This window comes from Bacillus sp. FSL M7-0003 (assembly GCF_038628485.1).
Lineage (GTDB): Bacteria > Bacillota > Bacilli > Bacillales > Bacillaceae > Bacillus > Bacillus safensis.
Genome location: NZ_CP152024.1, coordinates 2,462,846 through 2,481,869, shown reverse-complemented (window position 1 = coordinate 2,481,869; position 19,024 = coordinate 2,462,846). Strand labels below are relative to the sequence as shown.

The following is a 19,024-nucleotide window of genomic DNA, read 5'->3' as shown; positions in this document are numbered from 1 at the left end:
AGGCATTGTCGGGAGGAAGACGTATTGCGTACAATTAAAGTAGGTTCTAGACGAAGTAAGCTGGCAATTACACAAACAAAATGGGTCATTCAAAAGCTGTCTGAACTAAACCCTTCTTATTCTTTTGAAATAAAAGAAATTGTGACAAAGGGTGATCAAATTTTAGATGTGACTTTATCTAAGGTTGGCGGAAAAGGACTGTTTGTTAAAGAGATCGAGCAGGCGATGCTGAATCATGATATCGATATGGCGGTGCACAGCATGAAGGATATGCCGGCTGCTCTTCCAGAAGGTTTAGTTATTGGCTGTATTCCTGAGCGTGAAGATGTGCGGGATGCACTTATTTCGAAGGATCATCTAAGTCTCAGCGAACTGCCTAAGGGCGCAATTGTAGGAACAAGCAGCTTACGGCGCAGCGCCCAGCTTCTTCAGGAAAGACCAGATCTTGAGATTAAATGGATTCGAGGAAACATTGATACGAGATTGGAAAAGCTGAAAAATGAAGAGTATGATGCCATTATTCTAGCGGCTGCCGGTCTGTCCAGAATGGGATGGAGCAAAGAGGTCGTGTCGGAATTTTTATCTCCTGAGACTTGCCTTCCTGCCGTTGGACAAGGCGCGCTATCGATTGAGTGCCGCGGGGATGATGAAGAACTGCTTAAGCTTCTTGCTCAATTTACGAATGAATATACGAAGAAAACGGTCCTTGCAGAAAGAGCTTTCCTCAAACAAATGGATGGAAGCTGTCAGGTGCCGATCGCTGGCTATGCAACGATGAATGAGCATCATGAAATTGAACTAACAGGTCTTGTTGCATCTGCTGATGGCCACACGATTATTCGAGAAACCGTCACAGGTACTGACCCTGAAGCCATTGGAACAGCGTGTGCGAAGCAGATGGCCGATAAGGGAGCAAAGGATTTGATCGACAAGGTGAAAAAGGATCTGTCTCAATGAGCATAGGCAAATCGCTTCACGGACAGACGGTGCTTGTCACTCGAAATGAACGTCAAGCGGGCGTGTTTCAGCAAAAGATCGAAGCGCTGAACGGTCATGCGGTTTTAACCTCTCTTATTCGGTTTGAGCCTACGCTCACAAAAGAAAAAGCGCAGGCCTTTTTAAAGGACTTACAAAATAGCCACTGGCTTGTTTTCACGAGTGTGAATGGTGCGTCTTTTTTTCTGAATTACATAAAAGACCATCATTTACATAAGAGCTTAACCCATTTGAAAGTGGCTGCTGTAGGAGAGAAAACCTCTGCCTATCTTGAGCAGCACGGCTTGAAGGTGGATGTGGTGCCAGAACGATTTATAGCGGAGGAACTGGCAGATGCATTACTTGACCATGTACGCCCAGGAGAGCGTGTGTTTGTAGCAAAAGGGCATCTGTCACGAGATGTGGTGAAAGAGACCCTCATTCCGCTCGGCATAGAGGTAAAAGAATGGATTTTATATGAAACAGTCAAGGATGAGGAAGGAATTGCTGCTCTTAAATCGGCAATGACGAAGCAATCATTTGATTTTATTACATTTACGAGCTCTTCCACTGTTCATTCTTTTATGCATGTGATGGAACAAGACGCAGCAAAGCTTGCTGCATCTGACACCTGTTTTGTGACGATCGGTCCTCTGACAAAAGAGGCACTGCTTCAATACGGGATTTCTTCTGAAACCCCAGATACTTATACGATAGACGGAATGCTTGATTTAATGTGCCGTTTATCTGAAAGGAAGTTGAACCATTGATGAAATTTAATAGACACCGCAGATTGCGGACAAGCGCAGGAATGAGAGAATTAGTCAGAGAAACCTTTTTAAGACCATCTGATTTCATTTACCCGATCTTTTTTGTAGAGGGAGAAAATGTCCGAAAAGAAGTCTCTTCAATGCCTGGTGTATATCACATTTCTGTAGACCTCGTGAAAGAAGAAGTCCAAGAGCTTGTTGATCTTGGCATTAAATCGATCATTGTATTTGGTGTGCCGGATCATAAAGATCATGTAGGCAGTGAGGCGTATCACGATCATGGCATTGTTCAAAGAGCAACGCTTGAAATCAAAAAGCATTTCCCAGAGCTCGTGGTCATTGCAGACACTTGCTTATGCCAATATACAGATCACGGACATTGCGGAATCGTTGAAGATGGAGAAATTTTAAATGATGAATCTCTTCAGCTATTAGCGAAAACGGCTGTCAGCCAAGCGCGTGCAGGTGCAGATATCATCGCGCCTTCAAATATGATGGACGGATTTGTTGTTGCCATTCGTGAGGCACTTGATGAAGCAGGCTTTATTCATGTACCTGTCATGTCATATGCGGTGAAATATGCAAGTGCTTTTTACGGTCCGTTTCGTGATGCGGCACATAGTACACCGCAGTTTGGAGATCGTAAAACATATCAAATGGACCCTGCAAACCGTTTAGAGGCACTAAGAGAAGCGCAATCTGATGTAGAAGAGGGAGCTGACTTCTTGATTGTCAAACCATCTCTTTCTTACTTAGACATTATGCGTGATGTGAAAAATGAATTTACACTCCCTGTTGTTGCTTATAATGTGAGCGGAGAGTATGCGATGGTGAAAGCCGCCGCTCAAAATGGCTGGATTTCTGAAAAAGAGCTTGTTCTTGAAATGCTGACAAGTATGAAACGTGCAGGAGCAGAACTCATCATTACGTATCATGCAAAAGATGCAGCAAAATGGCTCTCAGAATAAAGAACGGATAGACAGGAGGACGTTGAAATGGGACGTAGCTATGAAAAATCAAAGCAAGCATTTGAAGAAGCACAGCATTTAATGCCTGGTGGTGTCAACAGCCCTGTGCGTGCATTTAAATCAGTCAACACAGACCCGATTTTTATGGAACGGGGCAAAGGCGCCAAGATCTATGATATTGATGGAAATGAATACATCGATTATGTCTTATCATGGGGACCGCTTATTTTAGGACATACGAATGACCGTGTCGTTGAAAGCATTCAGCGAGTAGCGGAAAATGGGACAAGCTTCGGTGCTTCTACGTTAGTTGAAAATGAATTAGCTAAACTTGTATCAGAACGGGTTCCTTCCATCGAAGTTATTCGCATGGTCAGCTCTGGTACAGAGGCGACGATGAGTGCACTTCGTCTAGCTCGTGGTTTTACAGGCAGAAATAAAATTGTGAAATTTGAAGGCTGCTATCATGGCCACGGTGATTCTTTGCTCATTAAAGCGGGTTCTGGAGTAGCAACGCTTGGACTGCCGGATAGTCCTGGTGTTCCTGAAGGGACTGCAAGTAACACAATCACAGTACCGTACAATGATTTAGAAAGTATTCAAGTTGCTTTTCAAGAATTTGGAGATGATATCGCTGGTGTTATTGTAGAGCCGGTTGCAGGAAATATGGGGGTTGTCCCTCCGCAAGAAGGTTTCTTGCAAGGACTAAGAGACATCACGGAGCAATATGGATCATTGCTTATTTTTGATGAGGTCATGACAGGCTTCCGTGTGGATTATCACTGCGCGCAAGGCTATTTTGGCATCACACCTGATCTGACGTGCCTTGGTAAAGTGATTGGAGGCGGTCTTCCGGTCGGTGCTTATGGCGGAAGAGCGGATATTATGAGACAAATTGCGCCAAGTGGTCCAATATACCAAGCAGGAACGTTATCTGGTAACCCTCTTGCGATGACAGCAGGCTTAGAAACCCTAAAACAGCTGACACCTGAGTCTTATGAAGAATTTAAACGAAAAGGTGACCGTTTAGAAGAAGGCATTTCGAAAGCGGCAAAAGTATACGGAATTCCATTAACGTTTAACCGGGCGGGTTCCATGATCGGATTCTTCTTTACAAATGAAGAAGTGATCAATTATGACAAAGCGAAAACAGCTGATCTTGCTTTATTCGCTGAATTTTACAAGGAAATGGCCGATCACGGCATCTTCCTTCCGCCTTCTCAATTTGAAGGACTATTCCTGTCAACAGCTCATACAGATGAAGACATCGAATATACGATTGAGACAGTGGAAAAGGTTTTTCAAAAACTACGTCGATAAAACAAAAGGCCGATATGGAGACATATCGGCTTTTTTGCATTAGAGAAAACCAATCATATTTTCACTACCTCCTTCATACAACTGTATTGACATCTAATTTTATTTTTTAAGGATTAGATGAAAGGAGGACACCGACTTGTCTCAAAACAATCGATTACAGTTTTCGGTAGAAGAATCCATTTATTTCAAAAGCGGACAGGAAGTCAGTGAGCTGCTGTCAATTTCTCTCGACCCTGACATTCTCGTTCAAGAAGTGAATGATTATGTTTCTATTAGAGGTTCACTCGAGCTAACAGGAGAATACAACATAAATCAAGAGGAGCTATTGGGTGAATTGAGTTCCTTTCCAACATACAGGGAAGCAGATGAGGTAAAGGTCAGAGAAGACGGAACGGCGGAGCTTCTGCATCAATTTCCAGTCGATATCACCATTCCGAAGAACAAAATTAGTCATTTAAATGATGTGTTTGTGTTTATTGATGCGTTTGATTACCAGCTGACAGAGAATCGTTTGCTCACCATTCAGGCTGATTTAGCCATTGAGGGCTTGTTAGACGAGGAAACGGCTCAAGCGCCTGTAGAGGAGCCGTATGAATTTGTTCATCGTCCTGAAGTGGATTTTGGCGATATGGCCTACGATTATCAATTGCAGCCGGAACAAGAAGAACAAGAAGAGCTGCAAGACGAAGAACGTGAGCATGATGAGAATCAGCCTGTATTCCAACATGACACGCGCGCGGAGCAAGAGGAACAGGAAGTGCAGGAAGTACAAGAAGAAGAGGAAGAAGAAATTAAGATAGAATTGGTGAACAGGGAAGTAGAGGAAGCGTCCGACGAACCTGAAGAATTAGAAGAACCTGAAGAGCCAGAACAGCCAGAACAGCCAGAACAGCCGAATAATCAAGAAGAAGCTGTGGCGCTTGGTTATCGATCCATCCCTGAAGCTCAGGTGCAGGAACCGCCATTTTTTGAACCGCCAAAGCTATTAGAAGAAGAGGAGCGGGAAGAGCCGTTCTTTGAAGTGGAAGTAAGAAAGGATCCGGAAGCTGCTGAAGAGCAGGAAGAAACGGTACAGTCGTATCCGGCTTTTGAATCACCTGCTGATCAAGTGGAGCCTGAGCTTGAGGCGCACGATGATGAATATCAGCTCGGGCGGTTATATGAACGGGAAGCACCTAAAATATATGAGTCAGCTCAAGAAGAAGAGGAGCTTGAAGAAGACGTGAGAGAAACGTCTGGCAGTGAGAATTCTCTTTATTTAACAAAGCTGTTCGCTAAGCAGGAGGAGGAAGATTTTTCCCGCATGAAAATATGTATAGTTCAGCAAGAAGATACGGTCGATCGTATTTGTGAGAGATATCAGTTGAATGTGCAGCAGCTTCTTCGCACAAACTCATTATCGATTGATGCGGAGCTTGAGGAAGGGCAGATTCTTTATATTCCTGAATATCAAAAAAGCAATGCATAGCAAGCGATGACTGACCGAGAAAATGTGGTGAGTGAACGTGGATGAAATCCAATCTGTCTTATACGAATACGGACTTGAGGCTGAATATATTGAACCTGTCAGTCCTGCTGTCATCAAGGTATATACAAAGCAGGGTGTATTTGCTCTAAAGCGAGTAAAAGCCAGCCGGCATATGCAATTTACAGAACAAATGCTTGAACTGGAATCAAAGGGCTATCGCTCCTTTGTGCCGATTTATCGGACGACGAGCGGTTCCTTTTTCTCAAGTCATCGGGAAAGCCAGTATGCATACTATCTGATGCCGTGGCTGACGAATGAAAAGAGAGAAGAGCAGGACGATAAGCACGAATATTTATTTCAAGAGATTGCAAGACTTCATAAGCGGACTGAAGTCATGATGGATATCACAGAGCAAGAGATAGAAGCACATTACACACAAATCAAGACCAAATGGGAAACAGAGAAAGACATGTATGAACGATTCATAGAGCGGGCAGAACAAACGTGGTATATGTCGCCATTTGAGCTGGCCGCTGCTATGTATTTTTCAGAGGCGATGTCTGCCAGTGAATTTGCGCTTGAACGTTTAGAAGATTGGCATGAAGAAATGAAAGACAAAGAGACAACGCGTGTTGTGCTAAATCATGGGCAGCTATCGATCCATCACTTTTTGTATAATGATGTAGGGACAGGACATTTCACCAATTTCGAGCGGTCTAAAAAAGCCTCCCCCATTTATGATCTTCTGACCTTTTACTTTCGGACTTTCAAAACCTATCCTACGTCTTGTCCTGAATGTACTTCTTTGTTTTATACGTATCAAAAAGGAAACCCTCTTCGGGAGGAAGAACTGCATTTGTTCCTAAGCTACCTCGCTTATCCGCAAGGGCTGTTTGATACAGTAAAAGCCTATGAAGCAGGCGGGCAGGATGAAATGGAAAGCTGCCAGCAGCTGTTAAGAGCGTATTGGCAGATGAAAAATTCTGAGCCGACCGTCATGAAAATTCACGAAATTGAGCAGGCTAGACGGCTTGAAGAAGAACAAAGTGCCTCGTCATCGGCGGAATGACGAGGTTATACTGCGTTGGCTTTATATGGGCAGGTACATAATGATGAGTTTTTAAAACCAATCAAGATGAAAGGCACAGGCGAGAAAAATAAGAATACCTAGAATGAGGACGTCAAATGTCGTAGGGAAAATGATCGTACGAAATCCTTGAAATATAGCAATCGGGAGAACGACTTGGGAAGCAACTGCCCGAATTTGTCTCAGCCAGGGGGGAAGTGTGTAAGGATTGATCTTCTTCAAATCAAACGCCCTCCTTCTTCATTTTGTTATTATCATATGGGCAAAAGGGCGAAGGGTGCCTGCCCAATTTGTATAAAGAAGAAGAAAAGCGGAAAAGATGATTGACGAAAACAAAAGGCATTTAGTAATATTAATAAAAGATGAGTATGTGCTGATGAACGTGATATATCGTAAGCGTGGATCAGGAAGAGTACGAGCAAGACCCTAAAGAGAGGGAAGCCAAGAGCTGAAAGGTTTCCTAGGATGTACTTGTTTGGAAGGTCGCCTGTGAGCTTAATTTCTTGAATGAACAAGTAGAGAAATTCGGGAGAACCCCGTTATCCTTTAGAGTGTATGGGACACGTGTATGTGTCTCGTGAAAAAAGGTGGTACCGCGAAAAAGCTTTTTCGTCCTTTTATAAGGATGGAAAGGCTTTTTTATGTTTCATCAGCCGAAAAAATGTGGAGGTTACACAAATGGGAACAAATAATCAAGAAATGCCAACAAAGTACGATCCAAATGCGATTGAAAAAGACCGCTATACGTACTGGCTTGAAGGGAAATTCTTCGAAGCACAAAATGACAAAACGAAAGATCCATATACAGTCGTCATTCCTCCACCAAACGTGACAGGAAAACTGCACCTTGGGCATGCATGGGATTCTACACTCCAAGACATCGTGACACGTATGAAACGGATGCAGGGCTATGACGTTCTTTGGCTTCCAGGTATGGACCATGCCGGTATTGCGACTCAAGCAAAAGTCGAGGCAAAGCTTCGCGAAGAAGGTGTAAGCCGATATGACCTTGGCAGGGAGAAATTTGTGGAAGAAACGTGGAAGTGGAAAGAAGAATATGCAGATTTTATTCGCAGCCAGTGGGCGAAAATGGGACTTGGCCTCGATTACTCCCGTGAACGTTTTACTTTAGATGAAGGTCTGAATAAAGCCGTTCGCCAAGTGTTTGTTCAATTGTATGAAAAAGGGCTTATTTATCGCGGAGAGTACATCATTAACTGGGATCCAGCAACGAAAACGGCACTTTCTGATATTGAAGTGATTTATAAGGATGTTCAAGGTGCATTTTATCACTTGAGATATCCGCTTTCAGATGGAACAGGTTCAATTGAAATTGCGACAACAAGACCTGAAACTATGCTGGGAGATACAGCCGTAGCCGTACACCCTGATGACGAACGCTATCAGCATTTGATTGGAAAAACAGTGGTTTTACCAATCACAGGCCGTGAAATCCCAATCGTCGGTGATGATTATGTCGATATGGAGTTTGGCTCAGGTGCTGTGAAAATTACACCTGCTCATGACCCGAATGACTTTGAGCTTGGAAACCGCCACGGGCTAGAGCGTATTCTTGTCATGAATGAAGATGGCACAATGAATGCGAATGCCCTGAAATACAAAGGAATGGACCGTTTCGAATGCCGCAAACAGCTTGTGAAGGATTTACAAGAGGAAGGCATTTTGTTCAAAATTGAAGACCACATGCATTCAGTTGGTCATAGTGAGCGAAGTGGAGCTGTCGTTGAACCGTATTTATCGACACAATGGTTTGTGAAAATGCAGCCGCTGGCAGACGAAGCCATTCATCTGCAAAAAGGAGACGACCAAGTTCAATTTGTTCCAGACCGATTTGAAAAGACATATTTACATTGGATGGAAAATATCCGTGACTGGTGTATTTCTCGTCAGCTATGGTGGGGACACCGCATTCCGGCTTGGTATCATAAAGAAACGAAAGAAGTATACGTTGGACTTGAAGCGCCAGAAGATATTGAGAACTGGGAACAGGATAACGATGTACTTGATACATGGTTTAGTTCAGCGCTGTGGCCGTTTTCTACAATGGGCTGGCCAGATGCAGACAGTGAAGACTTCAAGCGCTACTACCCAACCAATCTGCTTGTAACAGGCTATGACATCATTTTCTTCTGGGTATCCCGCATGATCTTCCAAGGTCTTGAATTCACAGGAGAAAAACCGTTTAAAGATGTCCTCATTCATGGGCTCATCCGCGACGAACAAGGACGTAAAATGAGTAAGTCGCTTGGCAACGGAATTGATCCAATGGAGGTCATCGACAAATACGGTGCGGATTCATTAAGATATTTCTTAGCGACTGGAAGCTCACCAGGTCAGGATCTTCGTTTTAGCTTTGAAAAGGTTGAATCCACTTGGAACTTTGCGAACAAAATTTGGAACGCATCCCGTTTTGCTTTAATGAATATGGATGGTTTAACGTATGATGAGCTTGATTTATCAGGAGAAAAATCAGTTGCTGATCAATGGATTTTAACACGCTTAAATGAAACAATTGAAAGTGTCACACAGCTTGCTGACAAGTATGAATTCGGTGAAGTGGGCAGACATTTATACAACTTCATTTGGGATGATTTCTGTGATTGGTACATTGAAATGGCGAAGCTTCCGCTTTATGGTGAAGACGAAGCAGCAAAGAAAACGACTCGTTCGATCCTTGCGTATGTATTAGATCAAACAATGAGACTTTTACATCCGTTTATGCCGTTCTTAACAGAAGAAATCTGGCAGCATCTACCGCATGAAGGTGAGTCTATTACTGTAGCGGCATGGCCTGAAGTGAAGCCGGAGCTTTCCAACGAACAAGCTTCTGCTGATATGAAGCTGCTTGTTGAACTCATTCGTTCTGTTCGTAACATTCGCAGTGAAGTGAACACGCCAATGAGCAAACAAGTTGAGCTTTACATTAAAGCATCTACGTCTGATGTTCAGGAACGTTTAGAGAAAAATCGTTCATATATTGAGCGATTCACGAACCCAAGTGTTCTTGAAATTGGCACAGATGTCCCAGCTAGTGATAAAGCGATGACGGCTGTCATTTCTGGAGCAGAACTCATTCTGCCGCTTGAAGGCTTAATCAACTTAGATGAAGAAATTGCTCGTCTGCAAAAAGAGCTTGATAAACTGACAAAAGAAGTGGAACGAGTTCAGAAAAAGCTTGGCAATGAAGGCTTTATGAAAAAAGCGCCTGAAAGTGTCGTAGAAGAAGAGCGTGCGAAAGAACGTGATTATGTCGCAAAACGCGAAGCTGTTCAAAAGCGTATTGAAGAGCTGAAAGCATAAGAGTGAAAAAGACGGCTCCTAATGAAATGGAGTCGTCTTTTTTGAAAATTTCGTATGAAATGAGAGATGACATTGTTTACAAACTACCATGAAGCAATTGAGTGGATTCACAGCAGACTGGCCTTTGGCGTAAAACCGGGTCTTGAACGAATGAAATGGCTGATGAACAGACTAGGAAATCCGGAACAAAGCATAAAAGCAGTACATGTTGCAGGTACAAATGGCAAAGGATCAACCATTGCGTTTACACGTTCTGTTTTACAGGAAGCCGGCTATTCAGTCGGAACCTTCACCTCTCCGTTTATACTAACGTTCAATGAAAGAATCAGCGTGAACGGAGCGCCTATAGAGGATGAAGAATGGCTGAGTTTGGTGAATGAAATCAAGCCTCTTGTTGATGAATTAGATCAAACAGAGCTTGGCGCAGCAACAGAATTTGAAATCATTACAGCATGTGCATTTGCTTATTTTGCTCATGTGCATCAAGTAGACTTTGTCCTCTTGGAAACAGGGCTTGGCGGAAGGCTTGATTCTACAAATATTGCTGTGCCAATCTTAACAGCGATTACGTCGATTGGTCATGATCATATGGCCATTTTAGGTGACACACTTGAACAGATTGCAGCTGAAAAAGCGGGTATTATCAAAGAGGGTATTCCAATGATTACGGCAGTCCACCAGCCAGAAGCTCTTGCTGTCATTCAAAACACAGCAAAAGAAAAGAATGCCGAATGTATTTCCTTGCATGATACTTGCAGCTTTGATGAGCAGCAGCCGACAGAAACAGGTGAACGTTTCACGTTACGCACATCAAAAAGGCAGTATCCTCAGCTTGAAACAGGATTAATTGGAACGCATCAAAGGCAAAATGCTTCCCTTGCTGTTTTACTCATTGAATGGCTGGAGCAAGAAGACTATATTAGCGTGACAGAAGAGCAAATATATGAAGGCATTCGGCAGGCAGTTTGGGCTGGGAGGTTTGAAAAGGTCAAAGATCATCCTCCAGTGTATTTAGACGGCGCACATAATGAAGAAGGGATCGACCGTTTAATTGAAACCGTACAAGCTCATTTTTCTAGTAAACAGGTGCATATTTGTTTTAGTGCTTTAAAAGATAAGCCGTACAAGAAAATGATTCAAAAGCTTGAAGCTGTAAGTTCTTCTATCCATTTTGTTTCATTTGATTTTCCAAGAGCCGAATCAGCTGAAAAGCTTTATGTATGCAGTCATTTAGACGCAAAGTCGTATGATGATGACCCTCGTACAGTGCTTGAGTTCATTCAGAAAAAAAGTGATGATCCTTCAGCGGTGATTCTTGTGACTGGCTCTCTTTATTTTATTTCAGATATAAGAAATCGTATGATCGGATAACAAAAAAACGCAAATGGCTTCAATGCCTCTTGCGTTTTTTTATTTTGATACGCAGAAGAGAAGTAAAATCATATTCTTGCTATGTGCACAATGAATACGGTCATGGTAAAATCCGGTCTATCTTATTCTCGGAAGGGGTCACGATATATGATAGGCATTTTTGTGTTTCTTGCGGGCGTCACCATGGGGTCATTCTTTCATCTAGTCGGTGAAAGGCTGCCACTGAAGCGGTCTATTCTTTTTCCTCGTTCTCACTGCACAGACTGTAAACAGCCGCTTTCCTTGCGCGAGATGATTCCGCTAGTTTCGTATGCATTATTGAGGGGGACTTGTAAACATTGCGGCACTCGGCTGCCAATGCTATATCCACTGATTGAGCTGCTGTCAGGCAGTCTTTTTTTGCTCATGTATAGAATCGCTGGTATTTCGTTTGAAGGTCTTTTTCTTGTAATTCTTTGTAGTTTATTTGTGATTGCTGTCGTGAGCGATCTCCTTTATATGAGGGTGCCAAACGAGCTGTTTCTCTTCTTTTTCCCTCTTTTCGTCATATACCGCACGCTTGAACCTCTTCTTATTTGGTGGGAAGGAGCGGCTTCGCTTCTTTTTTGCTTTCTCTTGTTTTATAGTTTAGATCGTTTCAAGCCAAATAGCATGGGTGGAGCTGATATGAAGCTGTTCGGTGTGCTTGCATTTTGCTTAGGATTCAAGCCATTCCTTCTCATTCTTTTCCTCTCGTGTATCGCTGGAATCGTCTATGCGAAGGTTTTTTCTTTTCGATTAGATGAGCCATTTCCCTTTGTTCCTGCGATCTCTTTTTCTTTTTGGCTGTATCTCTATGGAGCTCATGTCATGCTCCCGTTCGCCGGGTCGATCGGTTGAAAAAATTGGCGAACACTTTTTTTCCGTGCCGACAAAAGTCTTGTTCTTTTTTTTATCCGCTATGTTAAAGTGTGAAACAGAAAGAAGGACGGGTTACATTCGCGCTGATTCATTGGACAAAAAGGTCTTTCTTACAAACAATGTCAGAAAGCGGGGAATGACAGTGAAAAAAAGGCAGGCAAAAAAACAAGGGTTAAAAGTCAATATTAATGGCAAAGAAGAAATGCTTCATGAAGATGACCACCAGCCGCCAAAACAGCAAGAGGATGATCAAGTGACGTTTTCGAATTGGGAGGAAAAAAGGCAGTCAGAACAGGAGACAGCTGCTTCCGAGGAAGAACCGGCTAAACCGAAAGAAGAAGACTTCCAGTGGGATGACGCAGCTGATCATATTTATCATTCTGACCCAAAGGTCGTCACACCTTATCAAAAGAAAAAAGGCTCCTTTGACCAGAAGTTCGGTAAAAACCGCGGCCCGTTTAAGAGAGTGATGACAACGATTGTGTTTGCAGTGGTTCTTGGGACAGGCCTTGGTGTGTTTGCACTTAGCTTAAGTCAAGATGGTTCTCAGAATCCATCAGGTGGAGATATCAGCGTTTCAGCGTCCGGAAATCAATCATCAATGAAAGCGGGCGGGGATGCGCCGCCAGCAGATACTGCTGATGAATCAAAAGAGAATAAGGATGAAAAAAGCGCCTCTGGCAGCTTTTCAACCTATGTCGTACAGGCTGGAAAGTTTTCCTCTGAAAAAGGAGCAGATGAATTAGTTGGCAGTTTAAAAGAAGCAGGATATGCGGGGAAAAAGGTCTCGATGGATGATGGCTATTATGTCATTGCCGGGCTTGCGACAGAACAGGGCATGACAAGTGCTGTTGGGAAGAAGCTGATTGATCAGCACTTTGAGGCGTGGGGAGGCAAGGAGCTCTCATTTCAAGTACCGGAGGAACTGACTAGTTTAATAGAAAAGGCATCTGTTTTATCCTCTAAGGTCATTGCAGGGGATGATGTGGATCAAAAGGACGTTGCGCAGCTAATCTCTGAGCTTGAAAGTGCCAAAACAACGGATGCACCAGCTAAAAGCAGTTTGCTGAAAGCGGTGCAGCTGTTAAATGAACCTACTGCTGAAAACGGGTGGAAATCTCAGCAGGCACTGCTTGATCAATTAAATACGTAAAATCATATTTTAAGAAACCAAACTAGTCAAAAAATGACTAGTTTTTTTCTTTTGCATCCAACATAATGATGAAGGAACATGAAAAATGAATTTTCGTAAATTGTCGGTAAGATGTACATTTGATAGGATGAATGGGTATCTTACTTCTTAGGCTAAACCCTGAAAGGATGAACAAACATGAACCAATTGATTCTCGCATCTCAATCCCCTAGAAGAAAAGAATTGCTTGATCTAGCAGGGTTTTCTTATGACATTCAAGCAAGTCAATTAAAAGAAGAAATAAATCGAAACTTTTCTCCTGCAGAGAACGTCCAATGGTTGGCAGAACAAAAAGCAAGTGATATTCAAAGATTATATCCCGAAGCTGTGATTATTGGTGCAGATACGATTGTTGCAATTGACGGCAAATGTCTTGGGAAACCAAAAGACAAGGAAGAAGCGGCCTCAATGCTTCAATTATTGTCAGGAAAGACACATCAAGTCTTGACGGGTGTCACGATTCAGTCAGAGAATAGAAAAGAAACATTTTATGAACAGACAGAAGTGACGTTTTGGACACTTACGCAAAATGAAATAGACCGCTATATCGAAACGGGAGAACCGCTTGATAAAGCGGGAAGCTATGGCATTCAAGGAAAAGGCGCACTGTTTGTTCAAAAAATAGATGGTGATTATTTTTCCGTTGTAGGTCTCCCTATTGCCAAAACAGTTAGAGTGCTCGAAACATTTGGAATCACCCCTTTTTGATGACAGGAAGGAATCTAAAAGGAGTGGGCATCATGAACGATTTCCCTATGTTGCTAAAGCATTTTCCTCAAGATGAAAAGCCGAGAGAACGATTGATCAAATATGGTCCCGGCAGTCTGTCAAACCATGAACTTGTTGCGATTCTTTTAAGGACAGGCACAAAAAAGGAATCAGTTCTTCAAATTTCTGCAAGACTTCTGCAAACATTTGGCGGTCTTCGCACGATAAGAGAAGCCTCAATTGAAGAAATGTCGAAGATTCGAGGAGTTGGAAAGGCGAAGGCGGTCTCTCTTTTAGCTGCTTTAGAACTCGGCACTAGATTACACCATCAAACGACGGACAACCGCTATGTGATCCGCACACCAGAGGATGGGGCAAACTTTGTGATGGAAGATATGAGGTTTTTACAACAGGAAAATTTCGTTTGTCTTTATCTCAATACTAAAAATCAAGTCCTTCATAAACATACCGTGTTTATTGGAAGTTTGAACTCATCCATCGTTCACCCGCGTGAAATTTTCAAAGAGGCCTTTAAACGGTCCGCTGCTTCATTTATATGTGTGCACAACCATCCATCTGGAGATCCGACGCCGAGCAGGGAAGATATTGAAGTCACACAGCGACTTTTTGAATGTGGAAAGCTGATTGGAATACAGCTGCTTGATCATCTTGTCATAGGTGATCAAAAATTTGTGAGTTTGAAGGAAAAAGGGTATTTGTAACACTTTTTTTTTCAATGTTTTACGATATAATAGAGTTTATGAGTTTTTCCCTAAGGGAATTTTGGTTTAAGAAAGGAAGATACATACATATGTTTGGAATTGGTACAAAAGACCTTGGAATAGATCTTGGCACAGCGAATACGCTTGTTTTTATTAAAGGAAAAGGCATTGTTGTAAGAGAACCTTCGGTCGTAGCCTTGGAAACTGATACGAAGTCTATAGTGGCAGTCGGAAATGATGCTAGAAACATGATTGGCCGTACACCTGGTAATGTTGTGGCACTACGCCCAATGAAAGACGGTGTCATTGCAGATTACGAGACGACAGCAACAATGATGAAATATTACATTAATCAAGCATTAAAAGGCAAAGGGCTTTTTGCTCGTAAACCTTACGTCATGGTATGTGTACCATCTGGTATTACAGCTGTAGAAGAGCGTGCAGTCATTGATGCAACAAGACAAGCTGGTGCACGTGACGCATACCCTATTGAAGAACCATTTGCTGCGGCAATCGGTGCTAACCTTCCTGTATGGGAACCAACAGGAAGTATGGTTGTGGATATTGGCGGCGGTACAACAGAAGTAGCGATTATTTCTCTTGGCGGCATTGTGACATCACAATCAATCCGTGTGGCAGGAGATGAAATGGATGATGCGATCAGCAGCTACATCCGTAAAACGTATAATCTAATGATCGGTGATCGTACATCAGAAGCGATTAAAATGGAAATCGGTTCTGCGCAGCCTGACGTACATGATGAGATGGACATTCGCGGACGTGACCTTTTAACAGGTCTGCCAAAAACAATCTCTATTACGGCAGAAGAGATTGCAAAAGCGCTTCGCGATACGGTGGAAACAATTGTCGATGCAGTGAAAATGACTCTTGAAAAAACCCCGCCTGAGCTCGCAGCAGATATTATGGACCGCGGAATTGTTTTAACAGGAGGCGGTGCATTACTGCGTAATCTTGACAAAGTCATTAGCGATGAAACGAAAATGCCAGTCATTATTGCAGAAGACCCGCTTGACTGTGTGGCAATCGGGACAGGGAAAGCACTAGAACATATTCATTTGTTCAAAGGAAAATCAAAAGATAATCGATAATCGGGCGTAATTAAAGAGGTGTAAGACATGCCGCAGTTTTTTATGAATAAAAGATTAATGTTGCTCCTTGTCTGTGTCATCGTACTGGTGGCCATGATTGGTTTTTCAGTGAAAAGCGGCAGAGGTGCTTCATGGCCGGAAAAATTAGTGGGGGATACGACAGGCTTTTTTCAAGGTGTCTTTCATAAACCATCACAATTTATTGCCGGTATTTATGGGAACGTACAAGATTTAAAGAACACATATGATGAAAACGAGCGTCTTCGAAAAAAACTTGATGGCCAAACTCAATATGAGGCGAAACTTCAAGAACTAGAAGATGAGAACAAAAAGCTTCGCAAACAGCTTGGCTATGTGAACTCTATTCGTGACTACACGCCAATTCTATCAACTGTTATCGCAAGAAACCCTTCTCTTTGGGATAGCTTTGTGATGATTGATAAAGGGAAAAAACAAGGCGTGGAAAAAGATATGGCAGTCACTAATGAGAGTGGCGCATTAATTGGGAAGATTGAAAGTGATAAGCTTAACAATTTTACTTCGACTGTAAGATTGCTAAGCTCTACTGACCAAAATAATAGAATTTCAACGAAAATTTTTGCGAAAAAGGGCAAAGAAGAACTCAATGGAATCATTAACGGTTATGACAGCAAGAAAAAAATGCTGACTATGAATATTCTGAAATCCGATGCAGATGGGGATGTCAAAAAAGGAGATCTTGTTGAAACATCTGGAGCAGGGGGCGTATTCCCGCAAGGCTTAACGATTGGTAAGGTAAGTGAAATCGAGCCAGACCATTACGGCCTGACAAAGATCATTTACGTAGAACCAGCGGCTGAACTCAACAATTTAGACCGTGTGATTGTGGTGAATCGCAGCACAAGTACAGCAGATGCATCTGAATTGACGAAGGAGGAAGGCTCGTGAAACGTGTCCTTCTTGCTTTCGTCATGTTGTTTATCTTCGTATTTGACAGCATTTTTGTTGATTTAGTGAAGCTCCCATTTGTTTCAGAGAATCAAATTTTAGCTCCTCATTTCATTTTACTCGCACTTGCATTTATGACTGCTTTTGTGAATCAAAAATATGGTGTGATTTACGGATTTATCTTTGGACTTTTATATGATATTTCATATACAGGCATACTTGGTGTTCATATGTTTGGCTTTGGGGCGCTTTGCTATTTGTTAGCAAAAGCCTTTAAAGTTCTGCAAACGAATATGTTAGTCGTTGTCTTTCTGTCGATTATTGCTGTTTCCGTGATGGAGTTTTATGTATACGGCGTTCAAGCGACAATTCAACCAGGGATTATGCCGTTTAATACGTATGTCATCGAACGCTTTATTCCAACGATTCTTTTAAATACTGCTGCGTCTCTCATACTTGTTGTGCCGTTTAGGCTCTTTTTCACCCACGTGAAACAAGGACTGATCGACGAATAAAAGCAGGAGTTTGTCCAATTACGGCGAAATGAGTATGTTGTTGAGGTGAGCATCTTGAAAACTCAAAAACAGCAATATGTGACGATAAAAGGTACAAAAAACGGATTAACATTACAGTTAAATGATGACTGTTCGTTTGATGACCTTCTTTCCGGCTTGCGAGAGGTTCTATTACTTGAGCAATATACAGATGGAAGAGAAGGACATAAGGTCAATGTGCATATTAAGCTTGGTTTTCGGTATTTAACAGAGGATCAGGAGACGCGTTTGACTGAAGCGGTGTCTGAAAATGAACATCTCGTCATCCACTCCATTGAAAGTGAAGTCATGTCAACTGAAGAGGCGAGACGATTAAAAGCAGAGGCTGAAATTACTTCTGTAGCAAAAATTGTGCGCTCTGGACAGGTGCTGCATGTCGAAGGAGATCTTTTATTAATAGGAGATGTCAATCCTGGCGGAACGATTCGCGCAGGAGGAAATATTTTTGTGCTTGGCGCTTTAAAAGGTGTGGCGCATGCTGGATGTAATGGCAACAAACAGGCTGTTATTGCGGCATCTCATATGATTCCAACACAGCTTCGCATCGCACAAGTTTTTAACCGCGCGCCAGACCAAAAAGAAGATGGAAATGAAATGGAATGTGCTTATTTAGATATAGATGGCAATATGATCATTGAACGCCTGCAGCAATTGGCTCATATAAGACCTAATCTGACAAGGCTTGAGGGAGGAATGTGAAATTGGGCGAGGCTATTGTGATTACCTCAGGAAAAGGCGGCGTTGGCAAAACAACAACATCTGCAAACTTAGGCACAGCACTAGCAATTCAAGGGAAAAAAGTGTGTCTAGTTGATACCGATATCGGCCTTCGGAATCTGGATGTCGTGATGGGGCTAGAAAACCGCATTATTTATGATCTAGTCGATGTAGTAGAAGGAAGATGCAAAATTCATCAAGCGCTTGTAAAAGATAAGCGTTTCGAGGATCTTTTGTATCTTTTACCTGCTGCTCAAACAAGTGATAAAACGGCTGTAGAGCCGGAACAGATCAAAGAATTAATTCAATCATTGAAACAAGACTTTGATTATGTTGTTATTGACTGCCCTGCTGGAATTGAGCAAGGCTTTAAAAATGCTGTATCCGGTGCAGACAAGGCCATTGTCGTGACGACGCCTGAAATCTCAGCTGTGAGAGATGCGGACCGAATCATCGGTTTGTTAGAACAAGAAGATATCGAACCGCCTCGTTTGATTGTCAATCGTATTCGTACACACATGGCGAAAAATGGCGATTCAATGGATGTAGATGAAGTGGTACATCACTTATCGATTGATCTACTTGGCATTGTAGCAGATGATGATGATGTGATTAAGGCTTCAAACAATGGTGAACCAATTGTTATGGATGCTAAAAACAAAGTATCGATTGCCTATCGCAATATTGCCCGCCGGGTACTAGGCGAATCTGTTCCGCTTCAATCTTTTGAAGAAGAAAACAAGGGAATGTTTGCAAAGCTCAAAGCATTTTTTGGTGTAAGAGCATAATCACTGAACCGTGATAGAAAACCTTTGCAGTCTAGGAAAGACGGCTACCTTTGCGAAGCGAATTTGACATTCGTGAGTACCGGAGCGCAGACCTGACACCGAATGCGAGGGTTTGTCTGCACGCAGA

18 protein-coding genes and 1 other annotated feature are annotated in these 19,024 nt (G+C 42.5%); of the genes, 17 read left to right on the top strand and 1 reads right to left on the bottom strand.

Annotated features, from left to right (window positions below):
- Positions 1 to 24: 24 nt before the first annotated feature.
- From hemC to ysxE, 6 genes are all read left to right on the top strand, one after another.
- Positions 25 to 957 (top strand): hydroxymethylbilane synthase, encoded by a 933-nt coding sequence (gene hemC, locus MHI23_RS12755; RefSeq protein ID WP_025092449.1) that lies wholly within the window; start codon positions 25 to 27, stop codon positions 955 to 957.
- Positions 954 to 1,745 (top strand): uroporphyrinogen-III synthase, encoded by a 792-nt coding sequence (locus tag MHI23_RS12750; RefSeq protein WP_133744262.1) that lies wholly within the window; start codon positions 954 to 956, stop codon positions 1,743 to 1,745. Before hemC ends, MHI23_RS12750 begins: the two co-directional genes overlap by 4 nt.
- On the top strand, positions 1,745 to 2,713 hold the full coding sequence (gene hemB, locus MHI23_RS12745; RefSeq protein ID WP_029706177.1) for a porphobilinogen synthase: 969 nt from the start codon (positions 1,745 to 1,747) through the stop codon (positions 2,711 to 2,713). The genes MHI23_RS12750 and hemB overlap by 1 nt, the downstream gene beginning before the upstream one ends.
- A gap of 27 nt (positions 2,714 to 2,740) precedes the next feature.
- Positions 2,741 to 4,033 (top strand): glutamate-1-semialdehyde 2,1-aminomutase, encoded by a 1,293-nt coding sequence (gene hemL, locus MHI23_RS12740; RefSeq protein WP_262090029.1) that lies wholly within the window; start codon positions 2,741 to 2,743, stop codon positions 4,031 to 4,033.
- A gap of 136 nt (positions 4,034 to 4,169) precedes the next feature.
- Positions 4,170 to 5,501, top strand: coding sequence for a LysM peptidoglycan-binding domain-containing protein (locus MHI23_RS12735; RefSeq protein WP_342491996.1), 1,332 nt, complete (start codon positions 4,170 to 4,172; stop codon positions 5,499 to 5,501).
- 37 nt (positions 5,502 to 5,538) lie between these two features.
- Positions 5,539 to 6,570, top strand: a complete 1,032-nt coding sequence (gene ysxE / locus MHI23_RS12730) for a spore coat protein YsxE (protein ID WP_034621137.1) — start codon at positions 5,539 to 5,541, stop codon at positions 6,568 to 6,570.
- A gap of 51 nt (positions 6,571 to 6,621) precedes the next feature.
- On the opposite strand, the gene MHI23_RS12725 is transcribed toward ysxE, so the two are convergent.
- Positions 6,622 to 6,810, bottom strand: coding sequence for a hypothetical protein (locus tag MHI23_RS12725; protein ID WP_003216497.1), 189 nt, complete (start codon positions 6,808 to 6,810; stop codon positions 6,622 to 6,624).
- A gap of 168 nt (positions 6,811 to 6,978) precedes the next feature.
- Positions 6,979 to 7,208, top strand: a binding site (T-box leader).
- A gap of 58 nt (positions 7,209 to 7,266) precedes the next feature.
- Here MHI23_RS12725 and MHI23_RS12720 point away from each other — a divergent pair.
- From MHI23_RS12720 to minD, 11 genes are all read left to right on the top strand, one after another.
- Entirely contained in the window at positions 7,267 to 9,909 is a 2,643-nt protein-coding gene (locus MHI23_RS12720) for a valine--tRNA ligase (RefSeq protein ID WP_073206700.1), read from the top strand.
- A 66-nt stretch (positions 9,910 to 9,975) separates the two neighbouring features.
- Entirely contained in the window at positions 9,976 to 11,280 is a 1,305-nt protein-coding gene (locus MHI23_RS12715; RefSeq protein ID WP_342491995.1) for a folylpolyglutamate synthase/dihydrofolate synthase family protein, read from the top strand.
- A gap of 147 nt (positions 11,281 to 11,427) precedes the next feature.
- Complete coding sequence (locus tag MHI23_RS12710; RefSeq protein WP_342491994.1) at positions 11,428 to 12,159, top strand: prepilin peptidase; 732 nt, start codon at positions 11,428 to 11,430, stop codon at positions 12,157 to 12,159.
- A 157-nt stretch (positions 12,160 to 12,316) separates the two neighbouring features.
- Positions 12,317 to 13,333 (top strand): SPOR domain-containing protein, encoded by a 1,017-nt coding sequence (locus tag MHI23_RS12705; RefSeq protein ID WP_241218561.1) that lies wholly within the window; start codon positions 12,317 to 12,319, stop codon positions 13,331 to 13,333.
- Positions 13,334 to 13,510: 177 nt separating this feature from the next.
- Complete coding sequence (locus tag MHI23_RS12700; RefSeq protein WP_024423165.1) at positions 13,511 to 14,080, top strand: Maf family protein; 570 nt, start codon at positions 13,511 to 13,513, stop codon at positions 14,078 to 14,080.
- A 47-nt stretch (positions 14,081 to 14,127) separates the two neighbouring features.
- Positions 14,128 to 14,802 carry a DNA repair protein RadC gene (gene radC, locus MHI23_RS12695; protein WP_029706175.1) on the top strand — a complete coding sequence of 225 codons (675 nt, stop codon included), beginning with the start codon at positions 14,128 to 14,130 and terminating at the stop codon, positions 14,800 to 14,802.
- 89 nt (positions 14,803 to 14,891) lie between these two features.
- A complete protein-coding gene (locus MHI23_RS12690) occupies positions 14,892 to 15,911 on the top strand; it encodes a rod shape-determining protein (protein WP_007501538.1) in 1,020 nt (339 codons plus the stop codon).
- 27 nt (positions 15,912 to 15,938) lie between these two features.
- The gene (gene mreC, locus MHI23_RS12685; RefSeq protein WP_024423163.1) at positions 15,939 to 16,838 is read left to right on the top strand and encodes a rod shape-determining protein MreC; all 900 of its coding nucleotides are present in this window, start codon (positions 15,939 to 15,941) and stop codon (positions 16,836 to 16,838) included.
- The gene (gene mreD / locus MHI23_RS12680) at positions 16,835 to 17,353 is read left to right on the top strand and encodes a rod shape-determining protein MreD (RefSeq protein WP_280149394.1); all 519 of its coding nucleotides are present in this window, start codon (positions 16,835 to 16,837) and stop codon (positions 17,351 to 17,353) included. Before mreC ends, mreD begins: the two co-directional genes overlap by 4 nt.
- Positions 17,354 to 17,407: 54 nt before the next feature.
- The gene (gene minC / locus MHI23_RS12675; RefSeq protein WP_024423161.1) at positions 17,408 to 18,091 is read left to right on the top strand and encodes a septum site-determining protein MinC; all 684 of its coding nucleotides are present in this window, start codon (positions 17,408 to 17,410) and stop codon (positions 18,089 to 18,091) included.
- 2 nt (positions 18,092 to 18,093) lie between these two features.
- Positions 18,094 to 18,897, top strand: a complete 804-nt coding sequence (gene minD, locus MHI23_RS12670; RefSeq protein ID WP_017358134.1) for a septum site-determining protein MinD — start codon at positions 18,094 to 18,096, stop codon at positions 18,895 to 18,897.
- Positions 18,898 to 19,024: the final 127 nt, after the last annotated feature.

Bases quoted from the DNA above. Each gene is read 5' to 3' on its own strand.
- MHI23_RS12750 (WP_133744262.1), top strand. From the start codon at position 954: ATGAGCATAGGCAAATCGCTTCACGGACAGACGGTGCTTGTCACTCGA.
- hemB (WP_029706177.1), top strand. From the start codon at position 1,745: ATGAAATTTAATAGACACCGCAGATTGCGGACAAGCGCAGGAATGAGA.
- hemL (WP_262090029.1), top strand. From the start codon at position 2,741: ATGGGACGTAGCTATGAAAAATCAAAGCAAGCATTTGAAGAAGCACAG.
- MHI23_RS12720 (WP_073206700.1), top strand. From the start codon at position 7,267: ATGGGAACAAATAATCAAGAAATGCCAACAAAGTACGATCCAAATGCG.
- MHI23_RS12715 (WP_342491995.1), top strand. From the start codon at position 9,976: ATGACATTGTTTACAAACTACCATGAAGCAATTGAGTGGATTCACAGC.
- MHI23_RS12710 (WP_342491994.1), top strand. From the start codon at position 11,428: ATGATAGGCATTTTTGTGTTTCTTGCGGGCGTCACCATGGGGTCATTC.
- MHI23_RS12705 (WP_241218561.1), top strand. From the start codon at position 12,317: ATGACAGTGAAAAAAAGGCAGGCAAAAAAACAAGGGTTAAAAGTCAAT.
- MHI23_RS12700 (WP_024423165.1), top strand. From the start codon at position 13,511: ATGAACCAATTGATTCTCGCATCTCAATCCCCTAGAAGAAAAGAATTG.
- radC (WP_029706175.1), top strand. From the start codon at position 14,128: ATGTTGCTAAAGCATTTTCCTCAAGATGAAAAGCCGAGAGAACGATTG.
- MHI23_RS12690 (WP_007501538.1), top strand. From the start codon at position 14,892: ATGTTTGGAATTGGTACAAAAGACCTTGGAATAGATCTTGGCACAGCG.
- mreC (WP_024423163.1), top strand. From the start codon at position 15,939: ATGCCGCAGTTTTTTATGAATAAAAGATTAATGTTGCTCCTTGTCTGT.